Origin of the sequence: Kitasatospora sp. SolWspMP-SS2h (assembly GCF_003259315.1) — a bacterium.
GTDB lineage: Bacteria > Actinomycetota > Actinomycetes > Streptomycetales > Streptomycetaceae > Kitasatospora > Kitasatospora fiedleri.
In genome coordinates this window covers 68,146-87,933 of record NZ_QLLT01000003.1, presented here as the reverse complement: position 1 = coordinate 87,933, position 19,788 = coordinate 68,146, and the positions used below count along the sequence as shown (strand labels likewise).

18 protein-coding genes and 1 pseudogene are annotated in these 19,788 nt (G+C 77.3%); 11 read left to right on the top strand and 8 right to left on the bottom strand.

The window, feature by feature from the left end; genetic code table 11:
- Positions 1–36: 36 nt before the first annotated feature.
- Positions 37–399, bottom strand: a complete 363-nt coding sequence (locus tag K353_RS04530) for a MauE/DoxX family redox-associated membrane protein (RefSeq protein WP_100834687.1) — start codon at positions 397–399, stop codon at positions 37–39.
- Positions 400–566: 167 nt separating this feature from the next.
- Between K353_RS04530 and K353_RS04525 the strand changes: the two genes are divergently transcribed.
- On the top strand, positions 567–1,445 hold the full coding sequence (locus K353_RS04525) for an S-methyl-5'-thioadenosine phosphorylase (RefSeq protein WP_111552259.1): 879 nt from the start codon (positions 567–569) through the stop codon (positions 1,443–1,445).
- On the opposite strand, the gene K353_RS04520 is transcribed toward K353_RS04525, so the two are convergent.
- Entirely contained in the window at positions 1,417–1,824 is a 408-nt protein-coding gene (locus K353_RS04520) for a hypothetical protein (protein WP_111552258.1), read from the bottom strand. The two genes, K353_RS04525 and K353_RS04520, sit on opposite strands and share 29 nt — an antisense overlap.
- 1 nt (position 1,825) lies before the next feature.
- Positions 1,826–2,959: a molybdopterin-dependent oxidoreductase gene (locus tag K353_RS04515; protein ID WP_370447566.1), complete on the bottom strand. Its 1,134-nt coding sequence runs from the start codon at positions 2,957–2,959 to the stop codon at positions 1,826–1,828.
- Between the two features lie 244 nt (positions 2,960–3,203).
- On the opposite strand from K353_RS04515, the gene K353_RS35230 reads away from it, so the two are divergent.
- The 3 genes from K353_RS35230 to K353_RS04500 are packed head-to-tail and all read left to right on the top strand — an operon-like array spanning position 3,204 to position 6,178.
- Complete coding sequence (locus K353_RS35230; protein ID WP_233533369.1) at positions 3,204–4,769, top strand: glycosyltransferase 87 family protein; 1,566 nt, start codon at positions 3,204–3,206, stop codon at positions 4,767–4,769.
- 52 nt (positions 4,770–4,821) lie between these two features.
- Entirely contained in the window at positions 4,822–5,559 is a 738-nt protein-coding gene (locus tag K353_RS04505) for a molybdopterin-dependent oxidoreductase (protein ID WP_111552257.1), read from the top strand.
- Positions 5,543–6,178, top strand: coding sequence for a cytochrome b/b6 domain-containing protein (locus K353_RS04500; protein WP_111552256.1), 636 nt, complete (start codon positions 5,543–5,545; stop codon positions 6,176–6,178). Before K353_RS04505 ends, K353_RS04500 begins: the two co-directional genes overlap by 17 nt.
- A 52-nt stretch (positions 6,179–6,230) precedes the next feature.
- Here K353_RS04500 and K353_RS04495 read toward each other — a convergent pair whose 3' ends face one another.
- From K353_RS04495 to K353_RS35220, 3 genes and pseudogenes are all read right to left on the bottom strand, one after another.
- Positions 6,231–6,944 (bottom strand): methyltransferase domain-containing protein, encoded by a 714-nt coding sequence (locus K353_RS04495; RefSeq protein ID WP_233533368.1) that lies wholly within the window; start codon positions 6,942–6,944, stop codon positions 6,231–6,233.
- Positions 6,941–7,399, bottom strand: coding sequence for a DUF2064 domain-containing protein (locus tag K353_RS35225; RefSeq protein ID WP_370447565.1), 459 nt, complete (start codon positions 7,397–7,399; stop codon positions 6,941–6,943). The genes K353_RS04495 and K353_RS35225 overlap by 4 nt, the downstream gene beginning before the upstream one ends.
- A gap of 174 nt (positions 7,400–7,573) precedes the next feature.
- Positions 7,574–8,254, bottom strand: a pseudogene (locus tag K353_RS35220) (glycosyltransferase family 2 protein); the annotation flags it as partial.
- Between the two features lie 306 nt (positions 8,255–8,560).
- On the opposite strand from K353_RS35220, the gene K353_RS04485 reads away from it, so the two are divergent.
- Positions 8,561–9,397 (top strand): response regulator transcription factor, encoded by an 837-nt coding sequence (locus K353_RS04485; protein WP_111552254.1) that lies wholly within the window; start codon positions 8,561–8,563, stop codon positions 9,395–9,397.
- Positions 9,394–10,542 carry a sensor histidine kinase KdpD gene (locus tag K353_RS04480; protein WP_111552253.1) on the top strand — a complete coding sequence of 383 codons (1,149 nt, stop codon included), beginning with the start codon at positions 9,394–9,396 and terminating at the stop codon, positions 10,540–10,542. The genes K353_RS04485 and K353_RS04480 overlap by 4 nt, the downstream gene beginning before the upstream one ends.
- A 94-nt stretch (positions 10,543–10,636) precedes the next feature.
- Here the strand turns inward: K353_RS04480 and K353_RS04475 are convergent, their stop codons facing one another.
- On the bottom strand, positions 10,637–11,692 hold the full coding sequence (locus tag K353_RS04475) for an NAD-dependent epimerase/dehydratase family protein (protein ID WP_111552252.1): 1,056 nt from the start codon (positions 11,690–11,692) through the stop codon (positions 10,637–10,639).
- Positions 11,693–11,956: 264 nt separating this feature from the next.
- Between K353_RS04475 and K353_RS04470 the strand changes: the two genes are divergently transcribed.
- Positions 11,957–13,003 carry a PP2C family protein-serine/threonine phosphatase gene (locus K353_RS04470; protein ID WP_146616393.1) on the top strand — a complete coding sequence of 349 codons (1,047 nt, stop codon included), beginning with the start codon at positions 11,957–11,959 and terminating at the stop codon, positions 13,001–13,003.
- A 186-nt stretch (positions 13,004–13,189) separates the two neighbouring features.
- Positions 13,190–15,085: an alkyl/aryl-sulfatase gene (locus K353_RS04465; protein ID WP_111552250.1), complete on the top strand. Its 1,896-nt coding sequence runs from the start codon at positions 13,190–13,192 to the stop codon at positions 15,083–15,085.
- Positions 15,086–15,115: 30 nt separating this feature from the next.
- Here the strand turns inward: K353_RS04465 and K353_RS04460 are convergent, their stop codons facing one another.
- Positions 15,116–15,910: a metal-dependent hydrolase gene (locus K353_RS04460; RefSeq protein ID WP_111552249.1), complete on the bottom strand. Its 795-nt coding sequence runs from the start codon at positions 15,908–15,910 to the stop codon at positions 15,116–15,118.
- Between the two features lie 176 nt (positions 15,911–16,086).
- On the opposite strand from K353_RS04460, the gene K353_RS04455 reads away from it, so the two are divergent.
- Genes K353_RS04455 through K353_RS04445 form a run of 3 tightly spaced genes read left to right on the top strand, consistent with a single transcriptional unit; the run spans position 16,087 to position 19,780 of the window.
- On the top strand, positions 16,087–16,677 hold the full coding sequence (locus tag K353_RS04455) for a (2Fe-2S)-binding protein (protein WP_370447564.1): 591 nt from the start codon (positions 16,087–16,089) through the stop codon (positions 16,675–16,677).
- On the top strand, positions 16,674–17,678 hold the full coding sequence (locus tag K353_RS04450) for a xanthine dehydrogenase family protein subunit M (RefSeq protein ID WP_111552248.1): 1,005 nt from the start codon (positions 16,674–16,676) through the stop codon (positions 17,676–17,678). The genes K353_RS04455 and K353_RS04450 overlap by 4 nt, the downstream gene beginning before the upstream one ends.
- Entirely contained in the window at positions 17,675–19,780 is a 2,106-nt protein-coding gene (locus K353_RS04445; RefSeq protein WP_111552247.1) for a xanthine dehydrogenase family protein molybdopterin-binding subunit, read from the top strand. Before K353_RS04450 ends, K353_RS04445 begins: the two co-directional genes overlap by 4 nt.
- Positions 19,781–19,788: the final 8 nt, after the last annotated feature.

Sequence of the window (19,788 nt, the reverse complement as noted above, 5' to 3'; positions counted from 1 at the left end):
TCGGGCCCGCCGGGCGGTACGGCGGCCGAGGGGCCGTCAGCCGCGCGAGACCCGCAGCGCCCAGGCGATCAGCGGGGCCTGCAACGGCAGCCGGGCGAACGCGGCGGCGCGCAGCGGGGCCGGGCGGTGGCGCCAGTCGTAGGCCATCTTCACGTTGGCCGGGAAGACGGCGGCGAACAGCCCGGCGGCCGCCAGCCCGCCGCCGCGGCGGCTGCGCGGGTGCAGCACCGCCGCGCCGACGGCCAGCTCGGCCAGGCCACTGGCCCTGGTCCAGGTGCGGGGGTCGCCGGGCAGGCTGCGCGGCACGATCGAGTCGAACGGCTTCGGCGCGGCGAAGTGCGCGACCCCGGCGGCCAGCAGGAGGCCGCCCAGCAGGCGGGCGGAACGGTCGGCGGTCATCGGTTCTCCTGGTCGTCCGGGCGGTGCGGGATGTTACCGAACAGTAGACCCGGTGGGCGCCCTTCGGGAACACCCCGGGTCCCGGCCGGCTCCCGCGCCGCTGCTGTCAGCGAGCCGTAAGGCCGTCCTGGGCGGATCGGCCGCCCGCCCTCCCTAGGGTGGGGGGCATGACCACTGCTTCTGCACAGGAGAACCCGCCCCGCGCCGACGGCGTCCCGAGCGCCGAGCTCGGGGTGATCGGGGGGTCGGGGCTGTACGCCCTGCTCGGGGACGCCGTCGAGGTCCGGGTGGAGACGCCGTACGGGCCGCCGTCCGACGCCCTGTTCGTCGGCGAGGCGGCCGGCCGGCGGGTCGCCTTCCTGCCCCGGCACGGCCGGGGCCACCGGCTGCCGCCGCACCGGATCAACTACCGGGCCAACCTGTGGGCGCTGCACGCGCTGGGGGTGCGGCAGGTGGTGGCGCCGTGCGCGGTGGGCGGCCTGCGCCCCGAGTACGGGCCGGGCACGCTGCTGGTGCCGGACCAGTTCGTCGACCGCACCTCCGGGCGGGCGCAGACCTACTACGACGGCCGGATACTGCCGGACGGTTCGGTGCCCGAGGTGGTCCACGTCTCGATGGCCGACCCCTACTGCCCGGCCGGCCGCGCCGCCGCCCTGGCCGCCGCCCGCGACCTCGCCTGGGAGCCCGTGGACGGCGGCACCCTGGTGGTGGTCGAGGGCCCGCGCTTCTCCACCCGGGCGGAGTCGCGCTGGTTCACCGCCAGCGGCTGGTCCGTGGTCGGCATGACCGGCCACCCGGAAGCCGTCCTGGCCCGCGAACTCGGCCTCTGCTACACCTCGTTGGCCCTGGTGACCGACCTGGACGCGGGCGTCGAGAGCGGCGAGGGCGTCACCCACGCCGAAGTGCTGGAGGTCTTCGCCCACAACGTCGAGCGCCTGCGCACCGTCCTGTTCGGGGCCCTGGAGGCACTGCCCGCCGTCCGGCACTGCCCGTGCTCGCACGCCCTGGACGGGCTGGTCACCGGCCTGCCCGGCGTGCCCTCCTGACCCCCCGTCGGACCACGGCGGTGAGCGCGGCCACGGCCGCGCCCACCGCCAGGAACAGCAGCCAGTTCCGCAGGTAGGGCAGCGGCAGCAGGGTCGGGTTGCCGTGGTCGTCCCCGGCCCGCAGCACCGCCGGGACGGCCACCGCGCCCACCGCCGCCACCACCACCAGCCAGCCGCGCAGCACCGGCCGGCCCGCCACGGCCGCGCCGACCGCGCACACCAGCGGCAGCCACAGCCCGTCGTGCAGCACCAGCAGCCCGGCCGCCCACAGCAGGACGCCGAGCGGGCCGGTCACGTACGGGTCGGTCAGCAGGCCGGTCAGCCCGCAGGCGAGCAGGGCGAGGCCGCCGAGCAGCAGGGCGCCGCGGAAGATCCGCACCTCAGACCACCTCGATCCGGGCGACCCACTTGGTCTGCAGCACCCCGGGCCGGTTCGGCGCGACGATCCGCGCCGGGAAGCCGTGGTCGGGCGTCAGCGGGCGGCCGTCCAGGGCCAGCGCCAGCAGGGTGAGCGGGTCGTCGGCGTACCCGGCGGGCATCTCGGTGACCCGGTACGGCCCCTCCTCCTCCAGCGAGGTGATCCGCACCGCCGACCCGGCCGGGACGCCGGCCCGGCGCAGCAGGTCGGTCAGCCGCACGCCCGTCCAGCGGGCGTTCGCGCTCCAGCCCTCCACGCAGGAGATCGGCAGCTCGGCGGTGGTCTGCGGCAGGGCGCGCAGTTCGGCCAGGCCGATCCGGTAGCCGGCCGGGCCGTCGACGGCCAGCCGCCAGTCGGCCGGGACGGCGCCCGTCCCGGCCTGCGCGGCGGTGCGGTTCACCGGCAGCGCCTGCCCCCCGGCGCCCGGGCGGCGCGGGGCGAACAGGTCCGGGGCGCGCAGCCACGGCACGGTCTGGCCCGCGGTGGTGAGGGTGACCGCGCCGACGGCGGCGGCCGTCGCCGCGAGCACCGCCCGCCGCCCGGGCAGCGGGACGGCGGCGGCCCGGCGCCAGTGCGCGGCGATCACCGGCGCCTTGACCGCCAGGTGGACCAGCAGCGCGCCGACCGCCGTCCACGCCGTCCAGTAGTGGGTCTGCCGGAACGGGAACGGCCACGGGTACCACTGGAGGGTGTTCAGCAGCCCGGTGAACAGCTCCAGCAGCACCGCCGCGACCAGCAGCGCGATCGACAGCCGCTCCAGCAGGTGCAGCACGCTCCGCGCGGGCGGCCAGGCGAACAGCCGCGGGTACACCGTCCACAGCTTCGCGCCGGTCAGCGGGATCGCCGCCAGCCCGGAGACCACGTGCAGCCCCTGGGTGACCCGGTAGCCGTTCACCGGGCGGGACGGCAGCCGCGGTGCCAGCCAGCCGGGCGGGTCCTGGAGCAGGTGGCTGACCAGACCGGTCGCGAAGCACAGCAGCAGCGCCGCGCCCAGCCACCGGCCGAGCACCACCGCGGTACGCGGCTCGTGCGCGGCGGAGCGGAACGCGCCCGGACGGAACGGGCCGCGCCGCAGCACGGCGGGCGGGACGGGCAGCGGCGGGTCGAAGCGCCGCCGGGCGGGGGAGGGGTCGGAGTCCACGGGCCCATCGAAGCGCGCCCGGCCGCCCCGGCGGCGCTGCGACGTGCTTACGGAATCCGAACGGCCCGGTCCGACGGCCCGCGACCGGACGGGTGTTCGGGGCGGCCGTCCGGGACGGGTGCTCGGCGGATGCTTACGGAATCCGGACGGCACCCCGCGCCGCCGCCCCCCGGACGCCCCGAGCTGCGAGGGTGGGGCGGTGACCGCACGCCCCGCCCTGCCCTGCGCCCTCGCCGTCACCGCCCTGGCCGGCTGCCTCGCGCTGACCTTCACCACCGGCGGCACCCTCGGCGACCGGACCCCGCTGTACGGCTGGTACGCCGCCGACGCCGCCCTGTTCGCGACGGCCCTGCTCCTGCTGCGCCGGGTACCGGCCCGACAGGTGACCCGGCTGGTGCTGGCCGGCGGCGTCCTGGTCGCCGCGACCGGCCTGCTCGCCCCGCCCCGGACCAGCGACGACGCCTACCGCTACGGCTGGGACGGCAAGGTGCAGGCCGCGGGCGTCTCCCCGTACGCGCACACCCCCGAGGACCCGGCCCTGACCCGGCTGCGCGACCCCGGCCGGTTCCCGGTCGGCGACGGCTGCGCCGAGTGGGACGAACGGCGCACCGCCGACGGCGCCTGCACCCGGATCAACCGCCCCGCCGTGCACACCGTCTACCCGCCGCTGGCCGAGGCGTGGTTCCTCCTCCAACGCCCCTTCGGCGACGGCGTCCGGGTCGCCCAGGCGGCCGGGGCGGCCCTGGCGGTGGCGACCACCGCCCTGCTGCTCACGGCGACGGGCGGACGGCGGCGGGCCGCGCTCTGGGCCTGGTGCCCGGGCGTCGCGGTCTGGGCCGTCAACGACGCCCACGTCGACACCCTGGGCGCCCTGCTGACCGTGGCCGGCCTGACCTGGGCGGCCCGCACCCGGCCGGTGTCGGCCGGCGCGGCCCTGGGCGCGGCGACGGCGGTGAAGCTCCTCCCCGCACTGGCCCTACCCGGCGCCCTCTCCGGCGTCCTCTCCCCCCGCCCGTCCGGCGCCGCGCCGGTCGCGGACTCGGGCGCGCCTGGTCCGGGAGTTTCCGGCCGACCCGCCGGGGGTGCGCTGCGGCTGCGGCTCCGGTCCGGGCTGCGGCAGGCCGTCCCCTCCCCGGCGCGGTTCCCGGCCCGTCTGTCCGCCGCGCCGGTCCCGGACTCGGGCGCGCCTGCCCCGGCGACCTCCGGTCGACCCGCCGGGGGTGCGCTGCGGCCTGCCGCCGCCCTGGCGCTGCTCGTGGCCGCCGCCGGGGTGTTCGTGCTCTGCTACCTGCCGTACGTGGCGGCGTCCGGGGCCGGGGTGTTCGGCTACCTGCCCGGCTACCTGCGGGAGGAGGGCTACCAGCAGGGGCACCTCGACCGGTTCGGGCTGCTGCGCCTGGTGCTGCCCGACCGGTTCGCGCCGTGGGCCGGGGCGGCGCTGCTGGCCGCCCTGGTGTGGCGGGTGCTGCGGCACGGTGACCCGGGGCGGCCCTGGCGGGGCGCGTTGCTGGTGACCGGCGGGGCGCTGCTGCTGGCCGCCCCCGGCTACCCCTGGTACGGGCTGCTGGTGGTGGCGCTGGTCGCTCTCGACGGCCGCTGGGAGTGGCTGGCGGTGCCCGCCGCCGGGCAGCTGCTGTACCTGGCCGGCGGCGGCCGGACGCAGCAACTCGCCTACGGCGCCGCCCTGCTGGTGATCGCGGCGGTGTCCGCGCGGCGGGCCGGACGGTGGCCGCGGCCGGTGCGCGCACAGATGACGGAAGTCTGACGGCCCGCCCGCGCCCCTGGGCAACGGCGGCCCCGCCTGGTCGAATCACCCCGTGGACGACGACAACGACACCCGCGATGACGAGAACGGCGACGGAGCCCGCGGCACCCCCGTCGGCCGCCGGGTGGTGCTCGGCCTGCTCGGCCTCGGCGCCGCCGGGGTCGCGGTCGGCCCGTGGCTGCAACGCGCCCAGGACACCCTGGCCCGCAACGACCCGACTGGGCTGAGCGGGCTGCTGCCCGGCGGGGGCGGGTTCCGCTACTACTCGGTGACCGCCTCGGTGCCCGAACGCGGTGAGGCCGACTACACCCTCACCGTCGACGGCCTGGTGGAGCGGCCCACCACCCTGCGGCTGGCCGACCTGCGGGCCCTGCCGCAGCGCCGGATCGTCCACGACGTGCAGTGTGTCACCGGCTGGCGGGTGCCCGCCACCCCGTTCGAGGGCGTCCCGCTGTCCGCGCTGCTGGAGGCGGCCGGGGTGCGGCCGGAGGGCCGCGCGGTGAGTTTCGGCTGCTTCGACGGCGCCTACACCGAGAGCCTGACGCTGGACCAGGCCCGCCGCGACGACGTCCTGGTGGCGCTGCGGATGCAGGACCAGACGATCGGCCACGCGCACGGCGGCCCGGTCCGCCTGTACGTCGCCCCGATGTACTTCTACAAGTCCGCCAAGTGGCTGTCCTCGATCACCGTCACCGACGCCGTCCGCCCGGGTTACTGGGAACGGCTCGGCTACGACGTGGACGCCTGGGTCGGCCGATCGAACGGACGCGACGATGCACCCACCGGCTGACCGCCGCCCCCGCTTCACCCGCGCCCAGCGCTGGACGCACCGCGCCACCGCCGCGCTGATGCTCACCTGCCTGGCCACCGCCGCCTGCCTCTACCTGCCGCCGCTGGCCCAACTCGTCGGCCGCCGGCGCCTGGTGGCCGGGCTGCACGAGTGGTGCGGCCTGCTGCTGCCCGTCCCGCTGCTGCTCTCCCTCGCCTCCCGGGCGATGCGCCGCGACGCCGTCCGCCTCGGCCGCTTCACCGCCGCCGACCGCACCTGGCTGCACACCGTGCGCCGCCGCCGACTCGGGCCCCGGCCCGCCGGGAAGTTCAACGCCGGGCAGAAGCTGTACGCGCAGTGGACGCTCGGCACCACCCTGGTCATGCTCGGCACCGGCCTGCTGATGTGGTTCACCGGCCTCGCCCCCGCCGTGTGGCGCACCGGCGCGACCTTCGTCCACGACTGGTTCGCGCTCGCCGTCGCCGTGGTGGTGCTCGGCCACCTGCGGATGGCCCACCAGGACCCGGAGGCCCGGCGCGGCATGCGCACCGGCACCGTCGACCGGGAGTGGGCCGAGCGCGAGCATCCGCAGTGGACGGAGCGCGACCGGCCCGCCACCGACCGGCCCGCCGCCGGGTGACCCGCCGCTGATCGGCCCGCCACTGACCGGCCCGCCGCCGGGTGACCCGACGTCAGGGGCGGGCCAGCGCCAGGAACGAGCGGCCGTGCGAGACCCAGCGCTCGGCCTGCTCCAGGCCGACCGCCCGGGCGTGCCGCAGCGTCGCGGCGGGCCCGCAGCGGGCCCAGGGGAACGGCGGACCGGCGCCGTCCGGGCCCTCCACCCGGACGTCCGCGACCTCGTCCACCTCCTGCGCCGCGGTCTCCACCAGCAGCAGCCCGCCCGGGGCGAGCAGCGCGCCCGCCCGGGCCAGCAGGGCCGCCGGGTCGCCGCCGATGCCGAGGTTGCCGTCGGCCAGCAGCACGCCGCCCCAACGGCCCTCGGCGGGCAGCCGGTCGAACACCGAACGGCGCAGCACGAGACCGCCCAGCCCCGCGGTGCGCTCCACCGAGGCCGCGCAGATGTCCACCCCGAGCGCGGGCACGCCCGCCTCGGACAGCGCCGCCACCAGCCGACCCGGCCCGCAGCCCAGGTCCAGCACCGGCGCGGACAGGCCCAGGCAGCGCAGCACCAGCCCGTGGTCGGCCCCGGCCACCGGCGCGCACCAGCGCTCCACCTCCAGCACCAGCCGCGAACCGTCCGCCCGCCGCAGCCACAAGGGCCCCCGCCCGGCCCGCACCGCCCGCCCGAACGGGTCGTCGACCCAGGGCTCGGCGGCGACCCGGGGCGCGGCGGTGTCGACGCCGGGTGCGGGGGAGGGGGCCGCGCCCGCCGGGCGGGCGTTCACCGGACGGCCGGTCCGGGGGCGGTCCCGCACTCGCGCAGCCGGGCGGCGAACCGGGTGCCGGGCGCCAGCGCGGCGACCCGGGCGGCGTCGTCCGGGCCGTCCACGTCCAGCAGCGGCGGCAGCTCGCCGACCGTCAGACCGGCGGCCCGCAGCCGGTCCCGGACGTCCCGGCCGGTGCCGGGAGTCGACATCGGCACGCCGTGCAGCAGCCGGGCCGCGAGGCGGGCGTCCGGGCGGGCCAGGCCGAGGGCCCAGAAACCGCCGTCCTCCGCGGGGCCGAACCAGGCGTCGACGCCCGGACGCCGCGCGGCCGACAGCGGCGCGGCGAGGACGGCCGGGTCCAGCTGCGGGGTGTCCATGCCGACCAGCAGCGCCGGGGCGTGCGGCGCCAGCCGGGCGGCGTGGGCGAAGGCGGCGGCGAGCCGGCGGTCCAGGCCGCCCGCGCACTGCGGCACCACCTCCCAGCCCGGCGGCAGCCACCGGCCCGGCGCCCCGTCCAGGACCAGCAGCCGCCGTCCGGCCGGGGCCAGCGACAGCGCGGCCAGGGTGTCGGCGAGGGCCGCCTCGGCCAGCCCGGCGGCCCGCTCGGCGCCGAACGCCGGGATCAGCCGGGTCTTCACCCGGCCCGGCACCGGCGCCTTGGCGATCACCAGCAGGGTCGGCGGCACGGCCGCGAGCACCTTCCGCATGTCGCGCACCGCCTGCCGGGTCCCGCGGACCGTCCCGGTCACCTTCGAACGGCCCGCCCGCGGCCGGTAGTCGACCGGCACCTCGGCGATCCGCATCCCCGCCGCCGACGCCGACAGCACCGTCTCCAGCGGGTAGCCCGAGCGCCGGTCGCCCAGCCCCAGCGCCAGCAGCCGCTCCCGGCGCGCCGCCCGCATCGGCCCGAGGTCGTGCAGCCCGGCCCCCGTCACCGCGCGCAGCCGCCGGGCCAGCACCAGGTTCGCCAACCGGGCGTGCGGCGGCCACGCCCCGAACGAGACCGGCCGCCGCCGCCCCAGCACCAGATCGGCCGCGCCCGCCGCCACCGGCCCGACCACCCGGGGCAGTTGCGCCGGGTCCAGCGAGCCGTCGCAGTCCAGGAAGCACACCAACTCGGCGTCGGCCGCCAGCAGCCCGGCGTGACAGGCCGCGCCGAAACCCCGGCGCGGTTCCGCCACCACCGTCGCCCCCAGCGAGGCGGCCAGCTCCGCCGAGCCGTCCCGCGAACCGTTGTCGACCACGATCGCCCGCCAGCCGGCCGGCATCCGGCCCAGCACCCAGGGCAGCGCCCGCGCCTCGTCCAGGCAGGGCAGCACCACGTCCACCGAGGACGGGAGCAGGGGAGACGGAAGGAGAGGAGGAGTCACGCCCGCCACGCTAACCACGCCCGCCCCCGCCACGGCCGAACCACGCCCTTACGGAAGTCGTACGGCGCAGGGGAGCCGCGCGGCGCGGAGCCGCGCGGGACGGCAACCAGCGGGTGGCGTCGGGGAACCGGTCGGCGCGGAGCCGGCCGACCGATCCCCCCGGCGACCTGTTCGGGCGATCCGTTCGGGCGGCGGATCTTACGGAACCCGAACGAGGGCCCGGGCCGGGGCCGTCGGCGGGGGAGGGCTCGTATCCTCGGGCGGGTGAACCACGGCCCCGCTCCCGTCCCCGCTCCCGCCGATCCGCCGGAGCCCGCCCGCATCCTGGTCGTCGACGACGACCCGACCGTCGGCGAAGTGGTGGCGGGCTACCTCACCCGGGCCGGGCACCTGGTCGACCGGGCCGAGGACGGGCCGAGCGGGCTCGACCTGGCCGCCCGCCACCGGCCCGACCTGCTCGTCCTCGACCTGATGCTGCCCGGCCTGGACGGCCTGGAGGTGCTGCGCCGCCTGCGCGCCCGCCCGGACCGGCCCGACTTGCCGGTGGTGCTGCTCACCGCCAAGGGCGACGAGGCCGACCGCGTCCTCGGGCTCGAACTCGGCGCGGACGACTACGTCACCAAGCCCTTCAGCCCGCGCGAACTCGTCCTGCGCGTCCAGTCGATCCTGCGCCGCGCCCGCACCGCCCCCGCCCCCGCCGCGTCCGGGCCCCTGCGCTCCGGCGATCTGGCGCTCGACCACCGGGCCCGCCGCGCCCACCGGGCCGGACGCGAACTCCCGCTCACCAGCCGCGAGTTCGACCTCCTCGCGTTCCTGCTCCGGCACCCCGCGACGGTCTTCTCCCGGCAGGAGCTGATGCAGCGGGTCTGGGGCTGGGACTTCGGCGACCTGTCGACCGTCACCGTCCACGTCCGCCGCCTGCGCGAGAAGATCGAGGACGACCCCGGCGCGCCCGCGCTGATCAGCACCGTCTGGGGCGTCGGCTACCGCTACGACCCGGCCGCGCCGACCGGCCCGACGGACCCGACCGAGCCGACCGGCCCGACGGGCGCGACCGGCCCGACCGGCCCGGCCGGTTCCGCGCGGGGCGGTGCGGCGTGAAGGACCTGCTGCTGATCGCCCTGTTCGCCGCGCTCGGCGCCGCCGCCGCCGGACTGCTCGGCCTGGCCGCACTGCGCCTGCTGCGCCGCCGCTCGCTGGCGCTCACCCTGTTCGCCGTCGCCGGGGTCAGCGTCCTCGCCGTCACCTCCGGGACGTTCGCGGTCGCCCAGGCGATGTTCCTCTCCCACCACGACCTCGGCGTGGTCGGCACCGTCCTGGCGATGGCCTCGGTGGTCGCGCTGCTCACCGCCGCACTGCTGGGCCGCCAGGTCACCGCGGGCGGGCGGGCCCTGGCGGTGGCCGCCCGCACCGTCGGCGGCGACGCCGGGTTCACCCCGCCGGACCGGCCGCTGGGCCGGGAACTGGCCGCCGTCAGCGCCGAACTCGCCGCCACCAGCGCCCGGTTGGCCGAATCCCGGGACCGCGAACGGGCCCTGGACGCCTCCCGGCGGGAACTCATCGCCTGGATCTCGCATGACCTGCGCACCCCGCTGGCCGGCCTGCGCGCGATGGCCGAGGCCCTGGAGGACGGCGTCGCCGAACAGCCCGAGCGCTACCTCGCCCGGATCCGCACCGAGGTCGAGCGGCTCACCGGCATGGTCGACGACCTGTTCGAACTCTCCCGGATCCAGGCCGGCGCGCTCTCCCTCACCCTCTCCCGGGTCTCGCTGCACGACCTGGTCGACGACGCGCTGGCCGGTGCCCACCCGCTTGCCCGGCAGCGCGGCGTGCGCCTCGAAGGCCGCCGGGTCGAACCCGCGCCCGTCGAGGCCGACCCCCGGGAGATCACCCGGGTGATCGGCAACCTGCTGGTCAACGCGATCCGCGCCACCCCGCCGGACGGCCTGGTCGCCGTCTCCACCCGCCGGGAGGCCGACGCCGTCGTCCTCGCCGTCACCGACGGCTGCGGCGGCATCCCCGAACCCGACCTCCCCCGGGTCTTCGAGACCGGCTGGCGCGGCACCCCCGCCCGCACCCCCCGCCCCGCCGCCCCCGGCACCCCCGACACGGCCGACAGCGGTGCCGGCCTCGGCCTCGCCATCGTCCGCGGCATCGTCGAGGCCCACGACGGCCGGGCCCGGGTGCGCAACGTCGACGGCGGCTGCTGCTTCGAGATCAGCCTCCCGACCACCCGCCGCCCCTGACGGCCGCACCGCGCCCCGTCCCCCGCCCCGGAAAACGGCGGGCCCGGTCCGGCCCCGGCCCGGCGCCCGCCCGGCCCCCCGCCCCGCCCGGCCGTCAGGCCCGCTGCGGGGCGGCCGCGAACTCGGCCACCCCCGCCTCGAACGCCACCCGGGGCCGCCAGCCGAGTTCGGTGCGGAGCCGTCCGGAGTCCGCCGTCACGTGCCGGACGTCGCCCAGCCGGTACTCGCCCGTCACCACCGGGGCCGGGCCGCCGTACGCCGATGCCAGCGCCCGGGCCAGGTCGCCCACCGTCCGGACGTCCCCGCTGCCCACGTTGTACGCCCGCGCGCTGCCCGGCGGCCGGTCGGGGAGGGCGGCCAGGGCCGCCGCGTTGGCCGCCGCCACGTCCGTGACGTGGACGAAGTCGCGCCGCTGGTCGCCGTCCTCGAAGACCCGCGGTGCCTCGCCGCGCGCCAGCGCCGAGCGGAACAGCGAGGCGACCCCCGCGTACGGGGTGTCGCGCGGCATCCCCGGCCCGTACACGTTGTGGTAGCGGAGCGCCAGGACCCGGCCCCCGCAGGCACGGGCCCAGGCGGAGGCCAGGTGTTCCTGGGCCAGTTTCGTGGCCGCGTACACGTTGCGCGGGTCGGCCGGGGCGTCCTCGCCGACCAGGCCGGGCAGCAGCGGTTCGCCGCACACCGGGCACGGCGGCTCGAAGCGCCCCGCGTCCAGGTCCGCCGCCCGGCGCGGCCCGGGGGCCACCGGCCCGTGCGCCCCGCACCGGTACGCGCCCTCGCCGTACACCACCATCGACCCGGCCAGCACCAGGTCCCGCACCCCGCGCCGGGCCATCGCCGACAGCAGCACCGCCGTGCCCAGGTCGTTGCACCCGGCGTAGGCGGGGGCGTCGTCCAGGTCCACCCCCAGCCCGACCATCGCCGCCTGGTGGCAGACCGCCGCCACCCCGTCCAGCGCCGCCTCCACCGCCGCCGCGTCCCGCACGTCGCCGTGCCGGAACTCCGCGCCCGCGGGCACCGCCGACGGCAGCCCCGACGGGTGCACCGCCGGCAGCAGCGCGTCCAGCACCCGCACCTCGTGGCCGCCCGCGAGCAGCGCACCCACCACCGCGGAGCCGACGAAACCGGCCCCGCCCGTCACCAGGATCCTCATGCCCCGCGACGCTACCCACGCCCGGCCCGGGAACGGCGCAGGCGGACGGCGACGTCACCGACCGGTAAGGAGACCGGTGCCCGGCGGGGCGGGGCGAAGGACCCTACCGGCGACTCCCGCGCGGTCGTTACCGTCGGTGGTCCGACCCCCGTGCGACGTGCGGTCGCGCCACCGGGGCGGGAGGTGCCGGCCGCTCCGGGAGGACCCGCGAGAGGAGACAGTGCCGTGCAACCGACCACCGTCCGGCCGGGCCACCCACGCTGGATGAGGCCGTGGGCGGCCCCGGTCGCCGCGATGCTGCTGGTGGCCCTGGCGGACGTCCTGCTGGGCCCGGACTTCGGGCTGCTGCCGCTGTTCGCGGCGGGTCCGGCGCTGGCGGCCGGGCGGGGTTCGCCGCGCACGGTGCTCGGGTCGGCGCTGCTGGGCACGGTCCTGGTGCTGCTGGTCGCGGTGTGGGACGGGCTGTGGGGGCACAGCCGGGTGTGGGTCGCGCTGGCCGGAGTGGTGTTCACGGCGCTCGCCGCGTGCTGGGTGTCGGCGACCCGGCGCCGGGCGGAGCGGGAACTGGTGGACGTCCGGGCGGTCGCGGAGACGGTGCAGAACGTGCTGATGCCGCCGCTGCCGCCCCGGCTGGGGCCGCTGGAACTGACAGGTTCGTACCGTTCGGCGCACCGGACGGCCCGGGTCGGCGGCGACCTGTACCAGGCGGTGCCGGTGCCGGGCGGGGTGCGCGTCCTGGTCGCGGACGTGCAGGGCAAGGGCCTGGAGGCGGTGAGCGCGGCGGCCGTGGTGCTGGGCGCGTTCCGCGCCGCGGCGCCGGACGCGCCGGACCTCACCTCCCTCGCGGCGCGGGTCGAGCGGGCACTGGCCGAACAGACGGCCGGGGACCGCTTCGTCACCGCGCTGCTGGCCGACGTCCGGGAGGACGGTCGCACGGTGCTGCTGGACCACGGCCACCCGGCGCCGGTGCTGCTGCGGGCGGGCGGGTCCGCACCGCTGCTGCCGCGGCTGGACCCGGCACCGCCGTTCGGGCTGTCCGCGCTGACCGGTGCCCCGGCCCCGCGGCCGACCGTGCTGCACCTGCGCGACGGCGACCGGCTGCTGTTCTGCACCGACGGCCTGACCGAGGCCCGCGACGACTCCGGCGCCTTCTACCCGCTCGCCGACCGCGCCCCGGCCCTGCTCGCTCCGACCTGCCCGGAACGGGCGCTGACCCGGCTGCGCGCCGACGTCCGGGAGTACACGGGAAGCGGCCCCGACGACGACTCCGCCCTGCTGCTCTGCGACTTCCGGCCGTCCCGGGCCGCCTGAGGGCCCTCCTGCCCGGGCCGCCCGCCCACCCGACCGCACCCGGCGCCCGCAGTCCACCGGCCGTCCGACCCGCACCGGGAGCCCGGCTCGCCCCGCGCCCACCCGAACGGCCCACCGTGCGAGGCGCCCGGCCACCTCGTTGGAAAGGGTGGCAGCGACACGGAGTCCTCTCCCCGGGAGTCAGCGATGAGCCAGCACACCCAGCCCGAGCCCGCCCAGCCGAGCATCGCGGAGGCCAACCGCGCGGTGCTCGGCCGGTTCCCGTTCGAGGACACCCGCGACTTCGAGGACGCCCGGCGCGGGTTCCTCGGGACGGCGGCCGAGCCGCTGGTCGAGGACGCGGACGGACGCACGGTGTGGGACCTGGAGGCGTACGGGTTCCTCGCCGAGGACTGCCCGGACAGCGTGAACCCGAGCCTGTGGCGGCAGAGCCGGCTGGTGTCCGACCACGGTCTGTTCGAGGTGGTGGAGGGGATCTACCAGGTGCGCGGCTTCGACCTGTCGAACATGACGATCGTGGAGGGGGAGCGCGGCGTCCTGGTGGTCGACCCGCTGATCTCGGCGCAGACCGCGGCGGCCGGCCTGGCGCTGTACCGGGCGCACCGGGGCGAGCGCCCGGTGACGGCCGTGCTGTACACGCACAGCCACATCGACCACTTCGGCGGGGTGCGCGGCGTGGTCCCGGACGGCGCGGAGGTCCCGGTCCTCGCGCCGGAGGGCTTCCTGGAGCACGCGGTCAGCGAGAACGTGTACGCGGGCACGGCGATGGGCCGGCGGGCGGCGTACATGTACGGTGCGGCGCTGCCGAAGGGGCCGCGCGGGCAGGTCGGCGCGGGCCTGGGGCAGACCACCTCGACCGGCGCGGCGGGGCTGATCCCGCCGACCCTGGACATCACCCGCACCGGGCAGGAGGAGGTGGTCGACGGCATCCGGATGGTCTTCCAGCTGACCCCGGGCACCGAGGCCCCGGCCGAGCTGAACATCTTCTTCCCGGACCACGCGGCGCTGTGCATGGCCGAGAACGCCACCCATAACCTGCACAACCTGCTGACCCTGCGCGGCGCGCAGGTGCGCGACCCGCACGTGTGGTCGCGCTACCTGACCGAGGCGATCACCCTGTTCGGCGACCGCACCGACGTGGCGTTCGCCTCGCACCACTGGCCGACCTGGGGCCGCGAGCGGGTGATCGCCTTCCTGTCCGAGCAGCGCGACCTGTACGGCTACCTGCACGACCAGACGCTGCGGATGCTCAACACCGGCCTGACCGGCCCGGAGATCGCCGAGCGCATGCAGGTCCCGCCCGCGCTGGAGAAGGCGTGGCACACCCACGGCTACTACGGCTCGGTCAGCCACAACACCAAGGCGATCTACCAGCGCTACCTGGGCTGGTTCGACGGCAACCCGGCCCACCTGTGGCAGCACCCCCCGGTCGAGGCCGCCACCCGCTACGTCGACTTCATGGGCGGCGCCGAGCAGGTCCTCGCCAAGGCCCGGGAGTCGTTCGCGGACGGCGACTACCGCTGGGTGGCCGAGGTGGTCAACCACGTCGTGTTCGCCGACCCGGACAACGCCGACGCCCGCGCCCTCCAGGCCGCCACCCTCGAACAGCTCGGCTACGGCAGCGAGAACGGCACCTGGCGCAACTTCTACCTGACGGGCGCCCTCGAACTGCGCGACGGCAACGTCGGCACCCCCACCGCCACCGTCTCCCCGGACCTCCTGGCCGCCCTCACCCTCGACCAGCTCTTCGACTCCCTCGCCATCCGGATCGACGGCCCCGGCAGCTGGGACGCCTCCCTCGCGATCCGCTGGAACCTCACCGGCCACCGGGAGCCGATCACGCTGCGCCTGCACAACGGCGTCCTCACCCACACCGCGGGCCAGGGCCCGGCGGTGGCCGCCCCCGACCTCACCGCCACCCTCGACGAGGCCGACCTGCGCGCCGTCCTGCTCGGCACCACCACCCTCGACCAGCTCGCCGCCGACGGCCGGGCCCACCTGACCGGCGACCCGCACACGGTCACCGAACTCCTCGGCCACCTGACCGCCCCCGACCCGGGCTTCGCCATCGTCACCCCCTGACCCGCCGCGCCCCGGCCCCGTTCCCGTCCGTCAGCCGATCACCCGGAGGGCGACCAGCGCGCCGACCGCGCTCAGCCCCATGAAGATCGGCGACAGCACCTTCACCTCGACCTTGCTGCCGGCCCGGAACCGCATCCCCTTCGGCGGGCCGACCGGGTACCACCGCTTGCGGCCGATCGGGATCGGCCACAGCACCGGGCAGCCCGAGACGGTCAGCGCGTCGCCGACGCAGTGCACCAGCGCGCCCAGCATGATCGGCAGGCCGATCCACAGGTACTGCTGCCCCGCTCCGTCGAACAGCCACCGCGCGCCGTGGCCCGGCTCCTCCAGGATGTCCGCCAGCATCCACGCGCTGGTCAACCCGAGCAGCCACACCAGTACGTCGCTGGAGACCCGGGCGTGCCGCCACAGCAGGCCCTCGACGGCCAGCACCATGTGCACGAACAGCACGGCGAGCACGCCCCACCGGCCGCCGTACACCGTGACCGCGGCGGCCACCGCCCCGCACGTCACCGCCCACGGCCAGGTGTGCGTCAGCGTCCGGTGGCCGCCCGAGCGCCGGGCGTCGCCCTTGCCCCGGGTGGACCTGTAGACCGCGGCCGACAGCTGGTCGATCACCTCGCACAGCCAGCGCGACACCGGCCCGAACGCCCGCGATATCGTCGCCGCCCTGTGGTCCAGGTCCGGCGCGAGCGCCGCGCCCGCGGTGATCAGCGCACCGACCAGCAGTACCGGCCAGGGCATCGGTTCGTCCAGCACGGCCGCCACCGCGCCCACCGCCACCCAGGCCGCCGCGCCCGACAGCGCGTGCGCCGGTCCCATCATCGTGACACCACCCTCTCGTTCCGCCAGGGCCGTCCGGCACCTGACGGAGCGTGAGCATAGCCATTCATGATCACCGGATGATCACACCGTTGTCGATGCCGTCCGGGCCGGTGCCGCCGCCGTCCGAGCCGCCACCGCCACCGCCGCCGTCCGGGTGGGGCCTCGCCGGACGCCGTATGGCCGGGGCCCGCGCCGGGAACCCTCGGGCGGTGCTGAGAGAGATCACCGTCCACGTCGACGGGACCACGCGCCGGCTGACCGTCGACACCCGCACCACGCTGCTCGACGCCCTGCGCGAGCGGCTGGGCGTGACCAGCCCGAAGAAGGGCTGCGACCACGGGCAGTGCGGCGCCTGCACGGTGCTGTCCGGCGGACGCCGGGTGCTGAGCTGCCTCACCCTCGCGGTCACCCAGGACGGCGCCGAGGTGGTCACCGCCGAAGGGCTCGCCGCCCGCGCGCCGGAGGCCGAGGACGGGCTGCACCCCGTGCAGCGGGCGTTCATCGACTGCGACGCCTTCCAGTGCGGCTACTGCACCCCGGGGCAGGTGGTCTCCGCGGTCGGCGCGCTCGACGAGTTCGCCCGGGGCTGGCCGAGCGCCGTCACGGACGGTACCCGGCCGCCGGAGCTGGACCGCGCCGAGGTGGCCGAGCGGATGAGCGGCAACCTGTGCCGCTGCGCCGCCTACGTCAACATCGTGCCCGCCGTCCAGCAGGCCGCGGCCGCCCTGCGCACCGGCGGGCGCCCGACCGCGGAGGCCGCCGGATGAAGCCCTTCGACTACCTGAGCCCCGGCGACCCGGCGGCGGCCGTCCGCAGCGTGGCCGGGAACCCGGCCGCGGTGTTCCTCGGCGGCGGGACCAACCTGGTCGACCACCTCAAGCTGGGGATCGCCGCCCCCGACCTGGTCGTGCACGTCGCCGACCTGCTGCCCGCCACGGTCGAGGACCTCGACGGGGGCGGCCTGCGGATCGGCGCGGGCGTCAGCAACAGCGCGCTCGCCGCCGACCCGCGGGTGCGCGCACGCTTCCCCGTGCTGTCCCAGGCCCTGCTGTCGGGCGCCTCGGGACAGCTGCGCAACATGGCCACCACCGGCGGCAACCCGCTGCAACGGACCCGCTGCGCCTACTTCCAGGACGTCACCACCCCCTGCAACAAGCGCGAGCCCGGCTCCGGCTGCTCCGCCCTCGGCGGCTGGACCCGCCACCACGCGATCCTCGGCGCCTCCGAGCACTGCGTCGCGGTCCACCCCTCCGACCTGGCGGTGGCGCTGGCCGCGCTCGACGCCCGGGTGCGGGTGCTCGGCCCGGACGGCGAGCGCACCGTCCCCTTCACCGGCCTGCACCGGCTGCCCGCCGACACCCCCGAACGGGACACGGTGCTCGAACACGGCGACCTCGTCACCGCGATCGACCTGCCCGCGCTGCCGCCGGCCCGCCGCTCGGCCTACCGCAAGGTCCGCGACCGCGCCTCGTACGCCTTCGCCCTGGTCAGCGTGGCCGCGGCGGTGGAGGTGCGGGACGGCGTGATCACGGACGCGCGCGTCGCGTTCGGCGGCGTCGCCCACGTGCCCTGGCGGGCCCGCCGGGCCGAGCGGGTGCTGCGCGGCGCCCCGGCGACCGAGGAGTCCTACCGGGCCGCCGCGGACGCCGAACTCGCCGACGCCCGCCCGCTGGAGGGCCTGGACGGCGGCAACGCGTTCAAGATCCCCCTGCTGCGCCGCACCCTCGCCGCCACCCTGCGCGAGCTGGTCGGAGAGGACGCCCGATGACCTCCGTCGACGAATCCGCCGCCATCGGCCGGGACCTGCCCCGCCGGGACGGCGCCGCCAAGGTGCGCGGCACCGCCGCCTACGCCGCCGAGGCCCCGGTGGCGGACGCCGCCCACGCGCACCCCGTCCAGGCCGCCGTCGCCCGGGGCCGGATCACCGGGCTGGACACCGCCGCCGCCGAGGCGCTCGACGGCGTGCTCGCGGTGCTCACCCCCGACCGCGCCGAACGGCTGGCCGACACCGGGAACCGCGAGCTGGCGGCCCTCCAGGACCGGGAGGTCGCCTTCCGCGGCCAGGTCGTCGCCCTGGTCGTCGCCGACAGCTCCGAGACCGCCCGGCACGCCGCCGCCCTGGTCCGGGTGGAGTACGAGCGCCAGGAGCACGACAGCGAGCTGCGGGCCGACCGCGACGACCTGTACGCGCCCGAGAAGGTCAACCCGGACTTCCCCACCGACACCGTCGAGGGCGACGTCGCGGCGGCCGTGGCGGCGGCGGAGGTGACGGTCGAGCGGACGTACACCACCGCGATGTACCACAACAACCCGATGGAGCCGCACGCCACCACGGCCCGCTGGGACCAGGCCGAGGGCTTCCTCACCCTGTGGGACTCCACCCAGGGCGTCCACCCCGCCCGGACCGCGCTGGCGGCCGTGTTCGGCCTGGACGAGGCGAAGGTCCGGGTGATCTGCCCGTACGTCGGGGGCGGCTTCGGCTCGAAGGGCGAGCCGCACGTCAACACGGTGCTGGCCGCGATGGCCGCGCGCGCCGTCCCCGGCCGGCCGGTGCGGCTGGTGCTGACCCGGCAGCACATGTTCGCGCTGGCCGGCTACCGCACCCCCACCATCCAGCGCTGCGTGCTGGCCGCCGACCGCGACGGCAGGCTGACCGCCCTCGCCGTCGACGTGGTCGAACAGACCTCCCGGATCAAGGAGTTCGCCGAGCAGACCGGCGTGCCCGCCCGGATGATGTACGCCGCCGCCAACCGGCGCACCACCCACCGGCTGGCCGCCCTGGACGTCCCGGTGCCGTCCTGGATGCGCGCCCCCGGGGTGTGCCCCGGCATGTTCGGGCCCGAGGTGGCGCTGGACGAACTGGCCGAGCGCCTCGGCCTCGACCCGATCGAGCTGCGGATCCGCAACGAGCCCGGCACCGACCCCGACACCGGCAAGCCGTTCTCCAGCCGCAACCTGGTCGGCTGCCTGCGCGAGGGCGCGGCCCGCTTCGGCTGGGCCGGTCGCGACCCGCGGCCCGGGGTGCGCCGCAGCGGCGACTGGCTGGTCGGCACCGGCGTCGCCGCCTCCACCTACCCCGTGCACCTGATGCCGGAGTCGACGGCGACGATCCGGCGGGAGGGCGACCGGTACGTCGCCGAGATCGGCGCGGCCGACCTCGGCACCGGCACCTGGACCACGCTGGCGCAGATCGCCGCGGACGCGCTCGGCGTCCCGGTCGAGCGGGTGGCGGTCCGGATCGGCGACACCGCCTACCCGATGGCGACGGTGGCCGGCGGCTCCTCGGGCACGGCGACCTGGGGCTCGGCCGTGGTCGAGGCCGCCCGCGCCTTCCGGGCCCGGTACGGGGCCGAGCCGCCGGAGCGGGCCGAGGCGTCCGGCTCCGTCCGGCCGGGGTCCGACCGCTGGGCGATGCACGCCTTCGGCGCCCAGTTCGCCGAGGCGCGGGTCCACCTGGACACCGGGGAGGTCCGGGTGCCGCGCCTGCTCGGCGTGTTCGCCGCGGGCCGGATCGTCAACCCGCGCACCGCCCGCTCGCAGTTCGTCGGCGGCATGACCATGGGCCTGTCCATGGCGCTGCACGAGAACAGCGTGCTCGACCCCCGCACCGGCCACGTCGTCAACCACGACCTCGCCGGCTACCACATCGCGGCCCACGCGGACGTCGCCGAGGTCGAGGCCCACTGGCTCGACGAGCACGACCCGCACGTCAACGTGCTGGGGACCAAGGGCATCGGCGAGATCGGCATCGTCGGCACCGCCGCCGCGGTGTCGAACGCGGTGTGGCACGCCTGCGGGGCGCGGGTGCGGGACCTGCCCGTCACGCTGGACAAGGTGCTGCCCGCCCTGGAGGAGCGGCCCGGGCGGTGAGGCCGGGG